The organism is Pseudonocardia autotrophica, assembly GCF_003945385.1.
GTDB lineage: Bacteria > Actinomycetota > Actinomycetes > Mycobacteriales > Pseudonocardiaceae > Pseudonocardia > Pseudonocardia autotrophica.
The window spans coordinates 2,253,160-2,270,237 of sequence record NZ_AP018920.1; the positions used below are offsets into that span (position 1 = coordinate 2,253,160).

Below are 17,078 nucleotides of genomic sequence, written 5' to 3' on the forward strand. Positions count from 1 at the left end.
AGGTTATTCAACGATCGAGATGAGCGCAAGGCTTGACGAGAGCCTTGCCGTATCGTCGAATACTCGACGTACATGTCAGAACGTCGGGAGGTCGTGATGCAGTTACGCCGAGTCGCGGTGCTGGGCGGAGGGCCGGGCGGCCTCTACACCGCACGACTGGTGAAGCTGGCACATCCGTCGTGCGAGGTGGTCGTGCACGAGCAGGGCCCGGCCGACGCGACCTTCGGGTTCGGCGTCGGACTCGCCGCGGGTACCCAGCGCAAGCTCGCCGCGGCTGACCCGGACAGCCTGCGCGACATCGTCTCCGCCGGGCACCGGCACGACATGACGATGCAGGTCGGCGGGGCGATCGCGCGGGTGCACAACGACCGGCTGGTCGGGATCGCCCGCACCGAGCTGCTCGCGATCCTGCAGCGGCACGCGGAGAAGGCCGGCGTCGAGCTGGAGTTCGGGGCCCGCCGCGGCGTCGACGACCTCGACGCCGATCTGGTCGTCGCCGCCGACGGGGTGAACAGCGTGACCCGGCGCGAGGGCCCGTTCGGCGAGGACGTCGGGCTGGGCCGCGGCCTCTACCTGTGGGGCGGCGCCGAGTTCGCGATGCCCGACGCCGTCTTCGCCCCGCAGACCACCGAGCACGGCACCTTCGTCACGCACGCCTACCCGTACTCGGGCGGGCGGAGCACGTTCCTGGTCGAGACCGACGAGGCGACCTGGCGGCGGGCCGGGTTCGACGTGTCCACCGCGGCCACCCCGCCGGACGGTTCCGACGAGACCTCGCTGCGCTACCTGGAGCAGGCCTTCGCCGGGCAGCTGCGCGGGCATCGGCTGATCGGCAACCGCACCCGCTGGCTGCGCTTCCGGACCGTGCACTGTGCACGGTGGACCGCGGGCCGGGTCGCGCTGCTCGGCGACGCCGCGCACACCGCGCACTTCTCCATCGGCTCGGGCACCAAGCTGGCGATGGAGGACGCGATCGGCCTGGTCGAGGCGCTGGCCGGGGCGGACGACCCGACCGCCGCGTTCGCCCGGTACGAGTCGGTCCGCCGGCCAGCGGTGGAACGGCTGCAGGAGCTCGCCCGGCGCAGCAGGCTGTGGTGGGAGTCGTTCCCCGCGCGTACCCATCTCCCGGTGGACCGGCTGATGGTGGCGTACATGACCCGGGCCGGGAACGTGCCGCTGGACCGGTTCGCCGAGACCGCCCCGGACGTCGTCGGCCGCGCAGTCGCGGGTTACGCGGCGGAGTCCGGCAGCCCCCCGGTGCCCGACGACGGCCGGCCGGTCACCGACCGGGTGCTGGACCAGCCGCTGCGCCACGACGACCTCGATCTCGGGTCCCGCGCCGCGCCGCCGGGAACCGCCCTGCATCCGGTCGAGGTCGCCCTCACCGACCCGTGGGACGCACCGGGCGACGCGCTGCTCGACGACGCCCGCGCGGCACGTGCCCGCGGCGCGGTCGGCTTCCGGCTCACCGGTGACGGCGACCGGCCGTCCGTGCTCACCCGGCTCGACCTGGCCGAGCGGATCCGTACCGAGGTCGGCGGGCTGGTCGTGGTGGACGCGCCCGCCGGACTGCGCGACGATCTCGCCGCCGCGCTGGTGTCCGGCCGGACCGACCTGGTGAACCCGATCGAGGAGCCGGCATGAGCGTGCACCGGGGCGGCGGCACCGCCCGCTGGGGCGGGGCACTGGTCGGCTTCGACCCGGAGCGCGCCGGTGCCTACCGGGCTGCCGGGTTGTGGGGCACCGCGACGATCCCGCAGGAGCTGCACCGGGTCGCGCTCGCGCACCCGGACCGGGACGCGGTGGTGGCGCCCGGCGCGCGCCTCAGCTATCGCGAGCTGGACCGGCGCAGCGACCTGATCGCGGCCGGGCTTCTGCGGACCGGGCTGGAGCCCGGCGATCCGGTGCTGTTCCAGGTGCACAACACCGCGGCCGCCGTCGTCGCCTGGTACGCGGTGCTCAAGGCGGGCCTGGTGCCGGTGGCGACACTGGCCGCGCACCGGGCGCACGAGATCGGCGAGATCAGCAGGCGGGTCGGTGCGGTCGCGCACCTGGTCGAGGCCGGCGGAAAATTCGACCTGGCCGGGTTCGCCGTCGAGCAGGCCCTCGACCACCCCACCCTGCGATACCTGCTGGTCATCGGTGACGATCCGCGCGGGACCGGGCTGGACGCGCTCGCGGTGACCGATCCGTCGGCGGCCCGGGAGCTGGTCGCCGGGATCCAGGACCGGATCGATCCCGACGACGTCGCCGTCCTGCAGCTCTCCGGCGGCACCACCGGGGTGCCCAAGGTGATCCCGCGCCGGCACGCCGAGTACTGGTACAATGCCGCGGCCTACGCGGAGTCCTGGGGCTGGACCCCGGACACCCGGGTCGCGCACCTCATCCCGGTGATCCACAACGCCGGTGTGGTCTGCGCCGTGCACGGTCCGCACAGCGTCGGCGCCGCGCTGGTGCTCGGGCCGCCCGATCTCGATGTGTCGCTCCCGCTGATGGCGGACGAGCGGGTCACCCACGTGCTGTTCGGGCACGGCCACTTCGGTGCGGTCGACCATCCCGGGTTCGCCGGCGCCGCGGTCGCACTGGAGCAGGTCGTGCTGTCCGGATCCAAGGTGCCGCCCGCGCTGTTCGACCGGCTGGAGGAGCTCGGGCTGTGGTCGGGCCAGCTGTTCGGGATGGGGGAGGGGCTGTTCCTCACCACCCGGCCCGGCGCGCCGCGCGCGGCCAGGGCGGAGACGGTCGGTACGCCGCTGTCCCCGCACGACGAGATCCGGATCCTCGAACCCGGCACCGAGGACCCGGTGGCCGACGGCGGGACCGGCGAGCTGTGCTGTCGCGGCCCCTACACACTGCCCGGCTACCTGGCCGCGCCGGAGCACAACGGGCGCGCCTTCACCTCCGACGGCTTCTACCGCACCGGTGATCTCGCGGCGCTGCGCACGATCGACGGCGATCGGTTCGTCTCGATCGAGGGGCGCATCAAGGACGTCATCAACCGCGGCGGCGAGAAGATCAATGCCGAGGAGATCGAGCTGCTCCTGCTGCGTCACCCGCGGATCCGCGCGGCCGCCGTGGTCGCGATGCCCGACCGCAGGCTCGGTGAGCGGACCTGCGCCTACGTCGTCGTGGACGGCGAGGAGCTGACCCTCGACCAGGTGCGTGCGCACTTCGCGGGGCTCGGCGTGGCCACCTTCAAGTGGCCGGAGCGGATCGAGCACCGGCCCGAGATCCCGCGCACCGGCGTGGGCAAGACCGACAAGAAGCGCCTGCATGCCGAGATCGTCGCGATCGTGGCAACGGAGGAGACCGCATGACCACCGCCGTCCGCCGGATCGGGCTCGTCGTCCCGAGCTCGAACGTCACCGTGGAGACCGAGATCCCGGCCCTGCTGGCCCGGCACTCCACCGCCCGGTTCTCCTTCCACTCCAGCCGGATGCGCATGCACACCGTCTCCCCGGAGGAGCTGCGGGCGATGAACGCGCAGCGCGAGCGCTGCATCGACGAGCTGGCCGACGCCGGTGTCGACGCCCTGCTCTACGCCTGCCTGGTCGCGTTGATGGCGCAGGGGCCGGGGGAGCACCGGCGGGCCGAGTCCGCCGTCACCGAGCAGCTGGCCGCGGCCGGGCAGAGCCCCGCCGTGCGGTCCAGCGCGGGGGCACTGGTCGAGGCGCTGAGCGCGCTCGGCGCCCGCCGGATCGTGCTGGTGACGCCGTACCTGCGGCCACTGGCCGAGCAGGTCGTCGGGTACCTGGAGGCCGAGGGGTTCGAGGTCGCCGACTTCGCGGCGCTGGAGGTCGGTGACAACGCCGCGGTCGGTGCGATCCCGGGCGAGCGGGTGCTGGCCGCCGCCCGCGGCCTGGACCGCTCCACCGCCGACGCCCTGGTGATCTCGGCCTGCGTCCAGATGCCGTCGCTGGATCTGGTCGCGCCGGCCGAGCGGGAGTTCGGCCTGCCGGTGCTCTCGGCGGCGACGGCGGGTGCCTACTCGCTGCTGCGCGCACTCGGGGAACCGCCGGTGCTGCCGGGCGCCGGGAGCCTGCTCGATCCGGTGGGCGGTGCACCCCACCTCTACGATCGGGCGCCATGAGTGCCAGTGCTCCCCGCAGGTCAGGCGGCGCCCGGGCGAACACCGCGCGCCGCGAGCTCGTGGAGAACGAGATCTACGAGCACGCCACCCGGTTGTTCGCCGAGCGCGGGTTCGCAGGCACCAGCCTGCAGGACATCGCTGACGCACTCGGGATCACCCGGCCCGCGCTGTACTACTACGTCCGCAGCAAGGACGAGCTGCTCGCCAAGCTGGTCACCGAGGTCACCGAGGGTCCGCTGGCCGACATCGCGGAGGTCGTCGAGCGCCCGGGCACCGATCCGGTGCAGAAGTTGCGCGGGATGGTGTCGGTGCTGGTGGCGCGCCAGACCCGGCAGCCCGAACGGTTCCGGCTGCTGATCCGCTCGGAGGCGGAGCTGCCCGAGGAGCTCACCGAGGCCTACACGGCGAGCCGGCGCGCCGTGCTCGCCGCGGTCTCCGGGGTGGTCGACGAGGGCGTGCGGGCCGGCCGGTTCCGCCCGGTCGATCCGCGGCTCGCCGCGCTGGGCGTGCTGGGCATGTGCAACTGGGTGGCCTGGTGGTTCCACCCGGGTGGCCGCGACGATCCGGCGGCGGTCGCCGAGGGGCTGGCTGACATGGCGGTCGGCGCGCTGCAACGGGCCGACGACCGGGTCCCGGACGGTGACGGCCCGGCAGCGGCGCTGAAGTTGCTCCGGCAGGACCTCGACCACCTGGAACGACTCCTCGACGGCTGAGTTCATCTACCTCGTCAAACTGTTGACGCAGTCGTTGACGCCTGCGTAGCCTCGATGTGAGAGGCGAACGCAGCACGACGGAGGTAGGACATGACCGAGCTGGACCATCGGGTGCGGGGCGTCGACCACGTCGCGTTCCCGACCTTCGATCCGGCAGCGACGGTGCGCTTCTACCGGGACGTCCTCGGTTTCCCGGTGGTGCACTCGATCTGCGCGGCGGGCTGGGGTCCCGAACAGCATCCGGACTTCATCCACTTCTTCTTCGACATCGGCAACGACGACCGGATCGCGTTCTTCTACTACTTCGGCACCGATCCGTCGGTCGGCGGCGCGGCGGGTGCGAAGGGCGACGTCTACGCCCGCTTCGGCGCCGAGGTCCCGGAGTTCTTCGTGCGCTCCCGGCACCTGGCCATCCACGTCGAGAACGAGGCCGATCTGCTGGAGTACCGGCGCCGGCTCGACGACAGCGAGTGGCCGGTGCAGATGCAGATCCAGCACGAGACCATCGAGTCGATCTACACCCACGACCCCAACGGCTACTTCTTCGAGATCACCCGGGCGATGCGGCCGGTCACGCCGCAGGAGGACCTGGACGCGAACCTGACCATCGACGCGCTGCTCGACGTCGTCGACGCCCCGGAGCCGAGCTTCGGCAAGCTGATGGCGCGCAAGGCCGAGCTGATCGTCGAGCGGGCCGCGGACTGGGAGGCTGCGCCGCGATGACCGTCCTCTACGTGCTCGACGTTCCGGAGAACACCGCGGTGGCGAAGGTTGCCGCAGCCGATCCGGAGGTCACCGTCGACCGGATCGGACCGTATTTCGAGCTCCGGTCCGAGCGGGACATCGTGATCGACCGCCGGGCCACCGGGTGCCGGCACGCCGTCTGGTACTCCTGCATCGCCGGGGTGCCGGCGGACAGCCGGGTCGTCCAGCACGACAAGGACGCGCTGCGGGTGACACCGGCATGACCGGCAGCACCCGGCTCGGCGCCGGCCGGTACCTGGAACCCGGCTGCCGCCCGGAGCGCACCGTCAGCACCGTGCACGAGCTGACCACGCACGACGGCGCGACCGTCCGCGGGGTGCTGGCCACGGTGCCCGGCGCGCGCACCGTGCTGTGCCTGATGCACCCCCGCCAGGACCTCACGCACCATCCGCTGGTCCCGCTGCTGTTGCAGGCCCGGGTCGCGGTGTGGACCCAGCAGACCCGTTCGGTCAACAACGACCTCACCCTGGTGCACGAGCAGGCTCTGCTCGACGTCGCCGCGGGCACGGTGTTCCTGCGCGAGCGCGGGTTCGACGCGGTCGTGACGCTCGGGCACTCCGGCGGCGGCACGCTGTACGCCTTCTACCACGAGCAGGCGGGCCTGGCGCCGGACCGGCGGATCGCCACCACCCCCGGCGGACGCCCGGTCGACCTGGCCGGGGCGCCGATGCCGGTCCCGGACGCCGCGGTCTTCCTCGCACCGCATCCCGGGCAGGGCGCCCTGCTGCTGGGCTGCATCGATCCCTCGGTCGCCGACGAGTCCGATCCGCTCTCGGTGGTGCCCGAGCTCGATCCCTACGACCCGGCCAACGGGTTCGCCGAACCGCCGGCGAGCTCGTCGTACGACCCGGAGTTCCTGGCCCGCTATCGCGCCGCGCAACGTGACCGGGTCACCCGGATCGACGCCGTGGCCCGCGCGCACCTGGCCCGCACCGGCGAGGCGCGCAGCGCGTTCCGGCGTACCGGTTCGGCGATCGACCGGCGCCGCTCGCTCGCGCCGAAGGTGATCACCGTGTTCCGGACCGACGCCGATCCGCGCACCGTCGATCTGTCGCTCGACCCGAGCGACCGGCCGTACGGCTCGCTGTTCGGCCGCCGGCCGGATCTGATCAACTACGGCCAGGTCGGCTTCGGCAGGCTCACCACGCCCGAGGCGTGGCTGTCGACGTGGTCCGGGCTGAGCTCGAACGCCGACTTCGTCCGGTGCGCCCCGGGGGTGGTGGCACCCACGCTGTTCGTCGAGCTCACCGGGGACCAGGCCGCGTTCCCGGCGGACTCGCGCCGGATGGCCGGTGCACTGGGTGCCGCCGACCGGACCGTCACCGCCGTGCGGGGTCTGCACTTCGGTGGCGCCGTGGCCGAGGGCGAGCCCACCGGCAACGAGCTGGCCGCGGGCCGGATCGTCGACTGGCTGGCGGAGCGGTTCGGCTGACCGAGCTGCGCCGCACGCCTCAGATCAGCTGCATCTGCTGGGCGAACACGACGGCCTGCACGCGGGTGTGCGCGTTCAGCTTGGTCATCAGCGACTGGGTGTAGGTGCGGATGGTGTTGAGGCTGAGCTCCAGCTCGGCGGCGATGTCCCTGGTGGTGGTCCCGGCCGCCATCAGGCGCAGCACCTCCAGCTCGCGCGGGCGCAGCGGGGGGACGGTCCGGCCGTCCGGAGCGAGGATCCCGCTCGCCGTCTCCAGTGCGCGGGCGATCCCGGGATCGATCACCATCCGGCCGCGGGCGACGTCGTGCAGGGCCGCGGTCAGGTCCAGGTCGAGGGTGCCCTTGAGGAGGACTCCCGCCGCACCGGACTCCAGGCAGCGGCGGAGGTTGTCGGTGTCGCCGAACGCGGTGAGGACGACGACCTTCGCACCGGGCACCTGGTCGCCGAGCCCGCGGCACACGTCGGCGCCGTTCATGTCGCCGAGCCGGACGTCGAGCAGCACCAGCTCGGGCCGCAGCCGCCGGGCGACCGCCAGGGTCTCGGCCCCCGAGTGACAGGCGGCCACGACGTCGAACTCGTCCCCGGCGAGGACCCGCTCGATCCCGTGGGCGACGAGGGGATGGTCGTCGGCGATCAGCACCGACCGGCGGTGGATGCCGGCGCCGGGGCTCACGCCGGCTCCACGAGCGGCAGTGACACCCGCAGGCTGGTACCGCCGTCGTCGTTGCGGTCCATCCGCAGCGCCCCGCCGGCGCCGGCGGCCCGTTGCAGGAGGCCGGGGATCCCGAGTCCGGGTGAGCGGCCCGGTAGCGGGTTGAGGGCGAAGCCCTCGGGCAGGCCCTTGCCGTCGTCCGAGAGCGCGAGCGTGACCTGGTGCGACTGGTACACCAGCGAGATCAGGACCGCTCCCGCCCCGGCGTGCTTCTCGACGTTGTGCAGTCCCTCCCGCAGCACCGAGACCAGCACGGCCTCCCGCTCGGCGCCCGCGTGCGACGGGCTTCCGAGGGTGACGACCTCGGCGGCGATACCGGTGCGCGCGGCGAAGGCCGCGGCGTCCCGGCGCAGCGTGACGGGCAGGGCGTCGACGGCCGGGAGCAGGCTGTGCATGGCCTCCCGCAGGTGGCTCGACGCCTGCGCGGCGGTGCTCTCGATGTGCCGGGCCGCACCCGCTGCGCCATCCGGGTCGGTCCAGGCGCAGAGCTGGATCTCCTTGGCCGACATCGAGATCTGGAAGAGCAGCTGGCCGGCGGTGTCGTGCAGCTGCTGGGCGATCCGCTGCCGCTCCTCCTCCACCGCGAGCCGGCCCGCCCGGTCGGCCCGCAGCGCGGTGACCAGCAACGGGGCCAGCGATGCGCCGAACTCGGTCATCAGCAGTGTCGTGCGCGGCGCGATCCGGCGCCCCCGGGCCCCGGCGAACAGCACGCCGAGGACGCTGTCGCCGAAGGTCAGCGGGACGGCGGCGAGCCCACGGATCCCGGCCGCGGCGAGTGCGGTGACGAGATCGTCCGGTGGTTCGGTGCCGCAGTCACCGGTGGTCACCGGCATCGACCGGGCCAGTGCCCGCCAGCCCAGCCCGGTGCCGGTGGGGAGCCGGACGTCGGGCAGTGCGGCCCCCTCCACCGAACGCAGCACCAGGGTGCCGGTGCCGTCGTCGAGCGCGATCGCGGTCACGTCGGCGTCCACCAGCTCGAACATCCGCCGGCAGGCCCTGGTGACCAGGGTCGGCCCGTTCGCCAGGCCGGAGAGCCCCCTGGTCGCCAGTACCAGCCTGCGGACGTCCTCGATGGACTTGACCGTGTAGCACACGACGGGTTCTCAGCCGCTGATCACGAACAGCTTCCGGAAGGGCTCGGTCACCGTCCACGTCGACTTCGTGCCCTTGGTGAAGGAAGCGATGTCGCCGGGCTTGAGCACCACCTGCTCACCGCTGTCGACCAGATCGATCACCAGCTCGCCGTCGAGCGCATGGATGGTCTCGTCGGCGGTGAAGGGATAGGGGAAGCTCTGCGGCTCGGACCGCCACAGCCCGACGTGCAGCGTGGCGCCCTCGGCACCCTCGGTGCGGATCCAGTGCACCTCGCCGATCGCCTCCCCGCCGACCACGAAGGGCTCCCAGTCCTGTGCGGTCGCGGTGGAGCGGGTGTACTCGTCGGTCCGGATCGGAGTCATGATCCCGATGCCTCATTTCTGTGCTGAGCGGAAAGTGTGCATTGCGGCAGGGTTCGACGTTATCCCGGATCCGAGCGAGCGGACAGCTGCAAATGCCGATACTCGACGCCGATGCGGCTCCGAACTGCATGGTTTACGGCCATGAAACGCATGTGATCCGCCCGGTTATTCGTCGGTATCTGCAGTTGCGGATAGTTCGACCGGGCCGCCGACGGCAATTTACAGGGCGTTACAGATGCGCAATGGTGCAGTCATGGGCCGCTGCGTGACTTGAGTTCCCGAGGAATCCCTGACGCGGAGGTCCCACCATGACGCTCGCCCCGGAATCCGGCACCACACGAACCGACGAGACCGTCGTCCGCGGGGCGTGCCCGCACGACTGCCCCGACACCTGCGCGATGTTCTTCCACGTCGAGGACGGCCGGCTCGTCGACGTGAAGGGCGATCCCGACCACCCGATGACCCGCGGCGGGCTGTGCGTGAAGCTCAAGAACTTCCCGGAGCACCACTACCAGTCCGACCGGCTGCTGCACCCGATGCGCCGGGTCGGGCCGAAGGGCGCGGGGGAGTTCGAACGGATCACCTGGGACGAGGCGCTGGCCGAGATCCGGGACCGGTGGACCGAGATCATCGCCGGATACGGCAGCCAGGCGATCATGCCGCACGCCTATCTGGGACACCAGGGTGTGATCAACGGCCTGACATCGGGCGACGCGTTCTTCAACCGGCTCGGGTCGAGCGTCGCGGAGAAGACCTACTGCGAGTCCGGATCGTCGACCGCCTGGCACATGACGGTCGGCGGAACCGGTGGCCTGGACGTCGAGTCGATGGCGCACTCGCGCTACATCATCGTCTGGGGCATGAACATGACCAGCACGAACCTGCACGGCTGGCCGTTCCTGCTCCAGGCCCGCAAGAACCACGGGGCGAAGATCGTGGTGATCGACCCGGTGCGGACCCGCACCGCCCGGCAGGCCGACTGGCACATCCCGATCCGGCCGGGCACCGACGGTGCGCTGGCGATGGGGATGATCCACGAGATCGTCGCGCAGGGCCTGGTGGACACCGACTACGTCGAGCGCTACACCGTCGGCTTCGCCGAGCTCGCCGAGCGGGCCGCGCAGTACCCGCCCGAGCGGGTCGAGGAGATCACCGGGATCCCCGCCGACGACGTCCGCACGCTGGCCCGCGAGTACGCCACCGCCCAGCCGGCCGCGATCCGGCAGGGCGTCGCGATCGAGCGCAGCCGCGGCGGCGGCCAGGCGATCCGCGCGATCACCTGCCTGCCGGCCCTGGTCGGGGCCTGGCGGCACGTCGGCGGCGGCACCATGGAGATGCCGATCTGGGAGTTCCCCACGCGCTTCGACAAGATCTGCATGCCGGAGTGGATCCCCGAGGGCACCCGGGTGATCAACGAGCTGGACCTCGGCATGGCGCTGACCGGCGAGATGGAGCTCGATCCGCCGATCAAGTCGCTGTTCGTCTACAACTCCAACCCGGTCTCGCAGGGCCCCGCGCAGGCCAAGACGATGGCGGGTCTCGCCCGCGAGGACCTGTTCACCGTGGTCAGCGACCACTTCGTCAACGACACCGCGAAGTTCGCCGATCTCGTGCTGCCGGCGACCATGCAGGCCGAGCAGCTCGACATCATGGTGACCTGGGGACACCTGTACATCTCGCTCAACCAGCCGGCGATCGCGCCGCCGGGGGAGTGCGTCCCGAACTCGGAGCTGTTCCGCAGGCTCGCCGCGACGATGGGCTTCACCGACGACTACTGGGACCGCACCGACGAGCAGATGCTGCGCGACTTCCACGACTGGGACGCTCCTGCGCTGCAGGGCATCACCTACGACTCGCTGGTCGAGACCGGCTGGGCGCGGCTGAACGTGGGGCTGCCGCACGAGCGCGCCCCGCACGCCGAGGGAAACTTCCCGACCCCGTCGGGCAAGTGCGAGTTCCGGTCGTCGCTGGCCGAGGGCGGGAACTTCGTGGTGCCGGTGTGGCGGTCGATGTACGAGGCGTTCCAGCCCGGCGGGTACCTGGATCCGTTGCCGGACTACGTCCCGCCGTTCGAGTCGGCCGACTCGAACCCGGAGCTGGCGCAGCGGTACCCGTTGTCGATCGTGTCGCCGAAGCCGCACGCCTTCCTCAACAGCCAGTACGCGAACGCCGCGGACAAGCAGGACGTGCAGGGTGAGCAGCGGGTGTGGATCCATCCCGACGACGCGGCCGAACGCGACATCGCCACCGGCGATCCGGTGCGGGTGTTCAACGACCGCGGGGAGTTCCACGGGCCGGCCGTGGTCGAGGACATCGTGCTCCCCGGCCTCGTGATGGCGAACGTGGGGCACTGGCAGGACAAGGCGTCCGGCAGCACGGTCAACACCATCACCCTGGACCGGCACAACGAGCTCGGGAACGCGGGGGTGTACTCCGACAACCTCGTCGAGGTGGTGAAGGCCACCGATCCCGTCGCGGGATGACGCTCGCCGATCCGGTCGCGGTGCACGCGCCGACCGTCGCCGAACGGATGCTGCGGGACCCGAAGGTGTGCCCGCCCGGCACCACGGTCGCCGCCGCCCGGCGGATGTTCGACGACGAGCACGTGCACGCCCTGCTCGTCGTCGACCGCGGCATCCTGATCGCCGTGCTCGTACGGGCCGACCTGCCGGCGACCGCAGCCGGCGGCGGGGCGGTCGCGGCCGGACTCGGCGCGCTGGCGGGGCGCGCCGTCGGCCCGGGCGCGGACCTCGACACCGTGTTCGAACACATGCGGCGCCACCGGATCCGCAGGCTGGCCGTGGTCGACGACGGTGCGCGGCTGCTCGGCCTGTTGTGCCTCAAGCGATCGGGCCGGGGATTCTGCTCGGCCGACGACGTCCGGTCCCGGTCGGCGGCCGGCACCGCCGGACGTCCGCCCTGACGGTGTCCGGCGGCGCCCGGCCGGGGTCAGGTACGGGCGCCGCCGTAGGCCGCCGCGATGTCCGGCGAGTCGGGCCACCAGTGGTAGGCCGGCGACTGCGGCCAGCCCTGCGGCGAGTCCTGCCACTGCTCCTGCCGCCCGTAGGGGAGCAGATCGACCAGCGGGAACGTGTAGGAGAGCTGTTCGGTGCCGCGCCCGTCGGTGTGCCAGGTCCGGTAGACCGTGTCCCCGTCGCGCAGGAACACGTTCACCGCGAACCCACCGCCGGACGGGGCACCGACATCGGCACCGAACGGGCTGTTCGCGGTGGAGTACCAGGTCATCGTGTTCCCGACCCGCTCGGCGTAGCCCAGCGCCTCGTCGATCGGTCCCTGGGTGACGATCACGAACCGGGCGTCGAGGTTCGCGAGGAACTCCAGCCGGGTGAACTGCGAGGTGAACCCGGTGCAGCCGCCGCACTGCCACTGCGCGCCCGGATGCCACATGTGGTGGTAGACGACCAGCTGGGTCCGGCCGTCGAAGACGTCGGCGAGCCGGACCGGGCCGTCGGCGCCGTCGAGGACGTAGCCGGGCATCTGCACCATCGGCAGCCGGCGGCGCTGCGCGGCGATCGCGTCGAGCTCGCGGGTGGCGGCCTTCTCCCGCACCCGCAGCGCGGCGAGCTCGCGCTGCCACGTCTCGGAGTCGACCACGGGCGGCAGGGCGTTCTCGGGCATGGTGGGTCCCTTCGGTCGTGGGCTGTTCACCGGGTGGACCGGTGCCGCCCGCCGGACTCATCGGTCGCCGCCGCCGCGACCGCAGCGCGGCCACCGCGGCCACCCCGGCGACCACGACGAGCGCCGGTACCCCGAGTGCGAGCGCGACGCCGTCCCGCGCCGCCTCCCCGGCCTGGTGGCCGATCGTGGTCAGGGTGGTCGCCCAGGTCGTCGCGGACACCGACTGGACGACCGTGAACCGGCCGGCCGGGGTGGCCGCCGCCCAGCCGGCGGTCCGCGGCACGACGATCCGGCCGTAGGAGAGCCACTGCCCGGCGGCGACCGCGGCGAGCGGACGGCGGCGCAGCGCACCGGCGGCCCGCGTCCAGAGACCGAACGGGACCCTCCCGGTCCCGGCGAACGGGGCCGGACGCCCCGTTCGCCGCCTGCCGAGCCGATACCCGAGCTGCCCGCCCAGCACCGCGCCGGTGGCGGCGGCCGCGCAGACCGACGGCAGGCCCAGCCCCAGCGGCGCGGCGAGCGCGCCCGCCCCGAGGGCCAGCGCGGTCCCGGGCACCAGGACCCCGGCGAGCAGGCCGGCCTCCACGGTCAGCGCTGCGGCCAGGACCACCAGCAGCAGCGGGCCGGGCAGTGTCTCCACCAGCGTTTCCAGCAACGTTTCCAGCAACCCGGTCACGGTCGTCCTGCCCGGTGTCGTGCGGTCGTTCCGTTCATGATCCGAGCGTCGGCCGCGGCCGCGGCCCACGGGAGGGCGCTGCGACCCCGGCCGGGGTGGAGTTTCCTCCACCCCGCCGGGGGCCGTCGTGGGCCACGATGGACCCGTGCTGTGGCGGATCGGGACCGGGCTGGCCGGGATCGGCAGGCTGGTCCTGTCCGGTGTCGCGGCTGCGCTGCTACTGGTCCTGCTCCTGATCGGGGTGGTGCTGCTGCCGGTACTGGGCCTGGGCGTGCCGGTGCTGCGAGGCACGCGCGAGCTGGTCGGCCGGTTGGCCGGGGCCGAACGCCGGTGGGCCGGCACGATGCTGGGGACCGGGATCGACGAGCCGCCCGACGCCGATCCCGGGATCGACGAGCCGCCGTCGCGCCACCGGTTCCTGCGGACGCAGCGCCGCCGCACCTTCCGGCGTCAGCTGGGCTGGCTGGCGTGGGAGACGGTCGCGGCGGTCACCGTCGTGCTGCTGGTCTGCGTCGTGCTGATGTCCGCGAGCCTGATGGTCGGGAGCGCGGCCCCGGTGCTCCTCCTGCCGGGGTACGCGCTGCTGGTCCCGCCGCTGCTGGCGATGCACCCGATCTGCCTGCTGCTGGCCGGGATGTCGCGCCGGCTGCTCGGCGCCCGTCCGGACGAGCTGCTCGCGCACCGGGTGGCCGAGCTCGCCCGGTCGCGTACCGAGACCGTCGAGGCACAGGATGCGCTGATCCGCCGGGTCGAGCGGGACCTGCACGACGGCACCCAGGCGCACGTCGTCGCCACCGGGATGACGATCGGCCTGGCCCGCTCGGTGCTGCGTGCCGACCCGGCACGGGCCGACGAGCTGCTGGCCGAGGCCGAACGCACCCTCACCCAGGCCCTGCAGGAGCTGCGGACCACCGTGCGCGGGATCCGGCCGCCGGTGCTCGCCGAACGCGGACTCGCCGACGCGGTCCGCGCACTCTGCCTGCGTTCCCGGGTGCCGGTCGAGCAGCACGTCGACGTACCCGCGCTCGCGCCGACCGTCGAGACCGCGGTGTACTTCGCGCTCGCCGAGGCACTCACCAACGTCAACCGGCACTCCGGGGCGGAGCACGCCCGGCTCACCCTGTGCCACTCCGACGGCGCGGTGCACGCCGGCCTCGTCGACGACGGCACCGGTGGCGCTGCGGCCACCCCCGGCGGCGGCCTGGACGGCATCCGCACCCGGCTCGGCGCGCTCGACGGCCGGGTCGAGATCACCAGCCCCGGCGGGGGACCGACCGAGATCCGGATGGAGGTGCCGTGCGAGCCGTCGTCGCCGAGGATCTCGCCCTCCTCCGGGACGGGATCGTCCGTCTCCTGACCGCACACGGTGTCGAGGTGGTGGACGCCGTGGGCACCGGCCCGCTGCTGGTCGACGCGCTGGCCCGGCACGTGTTCGACGTGGCGGTGGTCGACGTCCGGCTGCCGCCCTCGTTCACCGACGAGGGGCTGCGCGCGGCGATCGCGGCCCGCGCCCGCACACCCGGCCTGCCGGTACTGGTGCTGTCCCAGCACGTCGAGCCGCTCTACGCGCGCGACCTGCTGGCCGACGGCAGCGGCGGGATCGGGTACCTGCTCAAGGACCGGGTGATGGACGTCGGCCGGTTCGTCGAGGCGGTCCGCACCGTCGCCGCCGGCGGCACCGCGATCGATCCGGAGGTGATCGCACAGCTGCTCGCCCCGCGGACCCGCGACGATCCGCTGCACCGGCTCACCGCCCGGGAGGCCGAGGTACTGGCGCTGATGGCCGAGGGCCGGACGAACGCCGGGATCGCCGCCCGGATGGCGGTCAGCCAGAAAGCCGTCAGCAAGCACAGCGCGAGCATCTTCGACAAGCTCGGCCTGGCCCCCGGGGAGGACGACAACCGGCGGGTGCTCGCCGTACTCGCCTACCTGGAGCACCGGGGGTGAACCGCCGGGCTCAGCCCTCGTGGCTCGCGCGGTGGGCGAGTACATCGTCCATGTGCGTCTCGGCCCAGGCCCTGAGACCACGCATCGTCTCGTGCAGGGACATGCCCAGGTCGGTGAGCTCGTAGGTGACGGTCACCGGCACGGTTGCCGTCGCGGTGCGGGTGAGCAGGCCGTCGCGCTCCAGTGACCGCAGCGTCTGGGTGAGCATCTTCTGGCTGACCCCGGCCAGCCGCCGGGACAGCTCGGAGTAGCGCATCGGCCGCGGTCCGCTGTGCTGATCGATCGGCTCGCCGCTGTGTTGTCCGTGCGGCTCGCCGCTGTGCTGATCGAGCGGCTCGCCGCTGTGCTGATCGAGCGGCTCGCCGCTGCCGAGCGCGCAGAGGATCAGCGTGACCCACTTGTCGGAGATCCGGTCGAGCAGCTGCCTGCTGGGACACACCGCCAGGAAGGCGTCGTACTCCGCCTTGGCCTGTGCCCGCTGTTCCGCCGCCGTCGTCGTGGCCATCCCGTCCCACTTTCCCTCGGGTGCCCTACGCACTTCGAGGTGCCTGCTTCCCATCAGTGAGTAACCCGCCCATCGTGAAGCAGGGCGCCGACCGGCGCCAGCCCGCACGACGAGAGGACGCACGATGAGCACGCTCTCCACCGCACTCCCCGGTGGCACCTGGGAACTGGGCGACCTGACCGTCACCCGGTTCGGCTACGGCGCCATGCAGCTCGCCGGCCCCTGGGTGATGGGCCCACCCGCCGATCACGACGGTGCGCTGGCCGTGCTGCGCGAGGCCGTCGAGCTCGGCATCACCCATATCGACACCAGCGACGCCTACGGGCCGCGCGTCACCAACGAGCTGATCCGCGAGGCGCTGCACCCGTATCCCGGGCCACTGCACATCGCGACCAAGGTCGGCGCGACCCGCGACGCGCAGGGTGGCTGGCCGCCCGCCCGCGACCCGGAGTCGCTGCGCCGTGCCGTCACCGAGAACCTGCGCAGCCTCGGCGTCGACACCCTCGACCTGGTGAACCTCCGGCTCGGTGACGCCGAGGGGCCCCGCCCCGGCTCGCTCGCCGAGGCGTTCGGAATACTCGCCGAGCTGCAGCGCCAGGGCCTGATCCGGCAGCTGGGCGTCAGCAACGCGACCCCCGAGCAGGTCGCCGAAGCACGGGCCATCGCACCGGTCGTGTGCGTGCAGAACATGTACAACCTCGCCCACCGGCACGACGACGAGCTGATCGACGAGCTCGCCGCCGCCGGCATCGCCTACGTGCCGTTCTTCCCGCTGGGCGGGTTCACCCCGCTGCAGTCGTCGCTGCTCGCCGGTGTGGCCGCACGCCGCGGCGGCACGCCGATCGCGGTCGCGCTGGCCTGGCTGCTGCAGCGCTCGCCGAACATCCTGCTGATCCCCGGCACGTCGTCGGTGGCGCACCTGCGGGAGAACGCCGCCGGTGCCGGGACCGAGCTCTCCGAGCAGGACCTGGCCGAGCTGGACCGGATCGGCCGCAGGCCGTGACCCGATGGGCCGCGACGGCGCGGTCTCCCGGTACCGGCTGAAGGTTCCCGCCCTGCGGCCCGCCGACCGGACGCACGGTCCCGGACCGGGGCTCTGAGCTGCAGTTGTGCCGTGGGCGAAGCTGCTGTCGGCAGAATCGCGA

General features: G+C 72.7%; 18 protein-coding genes. 13 read left to right on the plus strand and 5 right to left on the minus strand.

Annotation, left to right across the window (positions count from 1 at the left end):
• The first annotated feature begins 96 nt into the window (after positions 1 to 96).
• The 7 genes from Pdca_RS10760 to Pdca_RS10790 all read left to right on the plus strand — a co-directional run bounded on the left by Pdca_RS10760 (position 97) and on the right by Pdca_RS10790 (position 6,997).
• Complete coding sequence (locus Pdca_RS10760) at positions 97 to 1,644, plus strand: FAD-dependent monooxygenase (RefSeq protein ID WP_085916120.1); 1,548 nt, start codon at positions 97 to 99, stop codon at positions 1,642 to 1,644.
• Positions 1,641 to 3,314: a (2,3-dihydroxybenzoyl)adenylate synthase gene (locus tag Pdca_RS10765; RefSeq protein WP_085916097.1), complete on the plus strand. Its 1,674-nt coding sequence runs from the start codon at positions 1,641 to 1,643 to the stop codon at positions 3,312 to 3,314. Before Pdca_RS10760 ends, Pdca_RS10765 begins: the two co-directional genes overlap by 4 nt.
• The gene (locus Pdca_RS10770) at positions 3,311 to 4,087 is read left to right on the plus strand and encodes a maleate cis-trans isomerase family protein (protein WP_085916098.1); all 777 of its coding nucleotides are present in this window, start codon (positions 3,311 to 3,313) and stop codon (positions 4,085 to 4,087) included. Before Pdca_RS10765 ends, Pdca_RS10770 begins: the two co-directional genes overlap by 4 nt.
• Entirely contained in the window at positions 4,084 to 4,800 is a 717-nt protein-coding gene (locus tag Pdca_RS10775; RefSeq protein WP_085916099.1) for a TetR/AcrR family transcriptional regulator, read from the plus strand. The genes Pdca_RS10770 and Pdca_RS10775 overlap by 4 nt, the downstream gene beginning before the upstream one ends.
• Before the next feature lie 90 nt (positions 4,801 to 4,890).
• Positions 4,891 to 5,523, plus strand: coding sequence for a VOC family protein (locus Pdca_RS10780; RefSeq protein ID WP_085916100.1), 633 nt, complete (start codon positions 4,891 to 4,893; stop codon positions 5,521 to 5,523).
• The gene (locus Pdca_RS10785) at positions 5,520 to 5,768 is read left to right on the plus strand and encodes a hypothetical protein (protein ID WP_085916101.1); all 249 of its coding nucleotides are present in this window, start codon (positions 5,520 to 5,522) and stop codon (positions 5,766 to 5,768) included. The genes Pdca_RS10780 and Pdca_RS10785 overlap by 4 nt, the downstream gene beginning before the upstream one ends.
• On the plus strand, positions 5,765 to 6,997 hold the full coding sequence (locus Pdca_RS10790) for an alpha/beta hydrolase (RefSeq protein WP_085916102.1): 1,233 nt from the start codon (positions 5,765 to 5,767) through the stop codon (positions 6,995 to 6,997). The genes Pdca_RS10785 and Pdca_RS10790 overlap by 4 nt, the downstream gene beginning before the upstream one ends.
• A 19-nt stretch (positions 6,998 to 7,016) precedes the next feature.
• On the opposite strand, the gene Pdca_RS10795 is transcribed toward Pdca_RS10790, so the two are convergent.
• Genes Pdca_RS10795 through Pdca_RS10805 form a run of 3 tightly spaced genes read right to left on the minus strand, consistent with a single transcriptional unit; the run spans position 7,017 to position 9,166 of the window.
• The gene (locus Pdca_RS10795; RefSeq protein ID WP_085916103.1) at positions 7,017 to 7,670 is read right to left on the minus strand and encodes a response regulator; all 654 of its coding nucleotides are present in this window, start codon (positions 7,668 to 7,670) and stop codon (positions 7,017 to 7,019) included.
• A complete protein-coding gene (locus tag Pdca_RS10800) occupies positions 7,667 to 8,803 on the minus strand; it encodes a GAF domain-containing sensor histidine kinase (RefSeq protein WP_085916104.1) in 1,137 nt (378 codons plus the stop codon). The genes Pdca_RS10795 and Pdca_RS10800 overlap by 4 nt, the downstream gene beginning before the upstream one ends.
• Before the next feature lie 9 nt (positions 8,804 to 8,812).
• The gene (locus Pdca_RS10805; protein WP_085916105.1) at positions 8,813 to 9,166 is read right to left on the minus strand and encodes a cupin domain-containing protein; all 354 of its coding nucleotides are present in this window, start codon (positions 9,164 to 9,166) and stop codon (positions 8,813 to 8,815) included.
• 308 nt (positions 9,167 to 9,474) lie between these two features.
• Here Pdca_RS10805 and Pdca_RS10810 point away from each other — a divergent pair, with 308 nt between their 5' ends.
• Positions 9,475 to 11,649 (plus strand): molybdopterin-containing oxidoreductase family protein, encoded by a 2,175-nt coding sequence (locus Pdca_RS10810; protein WP_085916106.1) that lies wholly within the window; start codon positions 9,475 to 9,477, stop codon positions 11,647 to 11,649.
• Positions 11,646 to 12,089, plus strand: coding sequence for a CBS domain-containing protein (locus Pdca_RS10815; protein ID WP_085916107.1), 444 nt, complete (start codon positions 11,646 to 11,648; stop codon positions 12,087 to 12,089). The genes Pdca_RS10810 and Pdca_RS10815 overlap by 4 nt, the downstream gene beginning before the upstream one ends.
• A 26-nt stretch (positions 12,090 to 12,115) precedes the next feature.
• Here Pdca_RS10815 and Pdca_RS10820 read toward each other — a convergent pair whose 3' ends face one another.
• Complete coding sequence (locus Pdca_RS10820) at positions 12,116 to 12,805, minus strand: DUF899 domain-containing protein (RefSeq protein ID WP_085916108.1); 690 nt, start codon at positions 12,803 to 12,805, stop codon at positions 12,116 to 12,118.
• A 41-nt stretch (positions 12,806 to 12,846) separates the two neighbouring features.
• On the opposite strand from Pdca_RS10820, the gene Pdca_RS10825 reads away from it, so the two are divergent.
• The 3 genes from Pdca_RS10825 to Pdca_RS10835 all read left to right on the plus strand — a co-directional run bounded on the left by Pdca_RS10825 (position 12,847) and on the right by Pdca_RS10835 (position 15,428).
• Positions 12,847 to 13,104 (plus strand): hypothetical protein, encoded by a 258-nt coding sequence (locus Pdca_RS10825; RefSeq protein ID WP_085916109.1) that lies wholly within the window; start codon positions 12,847 to 12,849, stop codon positions 13,102 to 13,104.
• Positions 13,105 to 13,626: 522 nt separating this feature from the next.
• The gene (locus Pdca_RS10830; protein ID WP_158092327.1) at positions 13,627 to 14,838 is read left to right on the plus strand and encodes a sensor histidine kinase; all 1,212 of its coding nucleotides are present in this window, start codon (positions 13,627 to 13,629) and stop codon (positions 14,836 to 14,838) included.
• The gene (locus Pdca_RS10835; protein WP_085916111.1) at positions 14,778 to 15,428 is read left to right on the plus strand and encodes a LuxR C-terminal-related transcriptional regulator; all 651 of its coding nucleotides are present in this window, start codon (positions 14,778 to 14,780) and stop codon (positions 15,426 to 15,428) included. The genes Pdca_RS10830 and Pdca_RS10835 overlap by 61 nt, the downstream gene beginning before the upstream one ends.
• 10 nt (positions 15,429 to 15,438) lie before the next feature.
• On the opposite strand, the gene Pdca_RS10840 is transcribed toward Pdca_RS10835, so the two are convergent.
• Positions 15,439 to 15,933, minus strand: a complete 495-nt coding sequence (locus tag Pdca_RS10840) for a winged helix-turn-helix transcriptional regulator (RefSeq protein WP_085916112.1) — start codon at positions 15,931 to 15,933, stop codon at positions 15,439 to 15,441.
• A 124-nt stretch (positions 15,934 to 16,057) separates the two neighbouring features.
• Here Pdca_RS10840 and Pdca_RS10845 point away from each other — a divergent pair, with 124 nt between their 5' ends.
• Complete coding sequence (locus tag Pdca_RS10845; RefSeq protein ID WP_085916113.1) at positions 16,058 to 16,936, plus strand: aldo/keto reductase family oxidoreductase; 879 nt, start codon at positions 16,058 to 16,060, stop codon at positions 16,934 to 16,936.
• The last annotated feature ends 142 nt before the right edge of the window (positions 16,937 to 17,078 follow it).

Coding starts and splice junctions, on each gene's coding strand:
- Pdca_RS10760 (WP_085916120.1), top strand. CDS start 97: ATGCAGTTACGCCGAGTCGCGGTGCTGGGCGGAGGGCCGGGCGGCCTC.
- Pdca_RS10765 (WP_085916097.1), top strand. CDS start 1,641: ATGAGCGTGCACCGGGGCGGCGGCACCGCCCGCTGGGGCGGGGCACTG.
- Pdca_RS10770 (WP_085916098.1), top strand. CDS start 3,311: ATGACCACCGCCGTCCGCCGGATCGGGCTCGTCGTCCCGAGCTCGAAC.
- Pdca_RS10775 (WP_085916099.1), top strand. CDS start 4,084: ATGAGTGCCAGTGCTCCCCGCAGGTCAGGCGGCGCCCGGGCGAACACC.
- Pdca_RS10780 (WP_085916100.1), top strand. CDS start 4,891: ATGACCGAGCTGGACCATCGGGTGCGGGGCGTCGACCACGTCGCGTTC.
- Pdca_RS10785 (WP_085916101.1), top strand. CDS start 5,520: ATGACCGTCCTCTACGTGCTCGACGTTCCGGAGAACACCGCGGTGGCG.
- Pdca_RS10790 (WP_085916102.1), top strand. CDS start 5,765: ATGACCGGCAGCACCCGGCTCGGCGCCGGCCGGTACCTGGAACCCGGC.
- Pdca_RS10805 (WP_085916105.1), bottom strand. CDS start 9,166: ATGACTCCGATCCGGACCGACGAGTACACCCGCTCCACCGCGACCGCA.
- Pdca_RS10810 (WP_085916106.1), top strand. CDS start 9,475: ATGACGCTCGCCCCGGAATCCGGCACCACACGAACCGACGAGACCGTC.
- Pdca_RS10815 (WP_085916107.1), top strand. CDS start 11,646: ATGACGCTCGCCGATCCGGTCGCGGTGCACGCGCCGACCGTCGCCGAA.
- Pdca_RS10820 (WP_085916108.1), bottom strand. CDS start 12,805: ATGCCCGAGAACGCCCTGCCGCCCGTGGTCGACTCCGAGACGTGGCAG.
- Pdca_RS10840 (WP_085916112.1), bottom strand. CDS start 15,933: ATGGCCACGACGACGGCGGCGGAACAGCGGGCACAGGCCAAGGCGGAG.
- Pdca_RS10845 (WP_085916113.1), top strand. CDS start 16,058: ATGAGCACGCTCTCCACCGCACTCCCCGGTGGCACCTGGGAACTGGGC.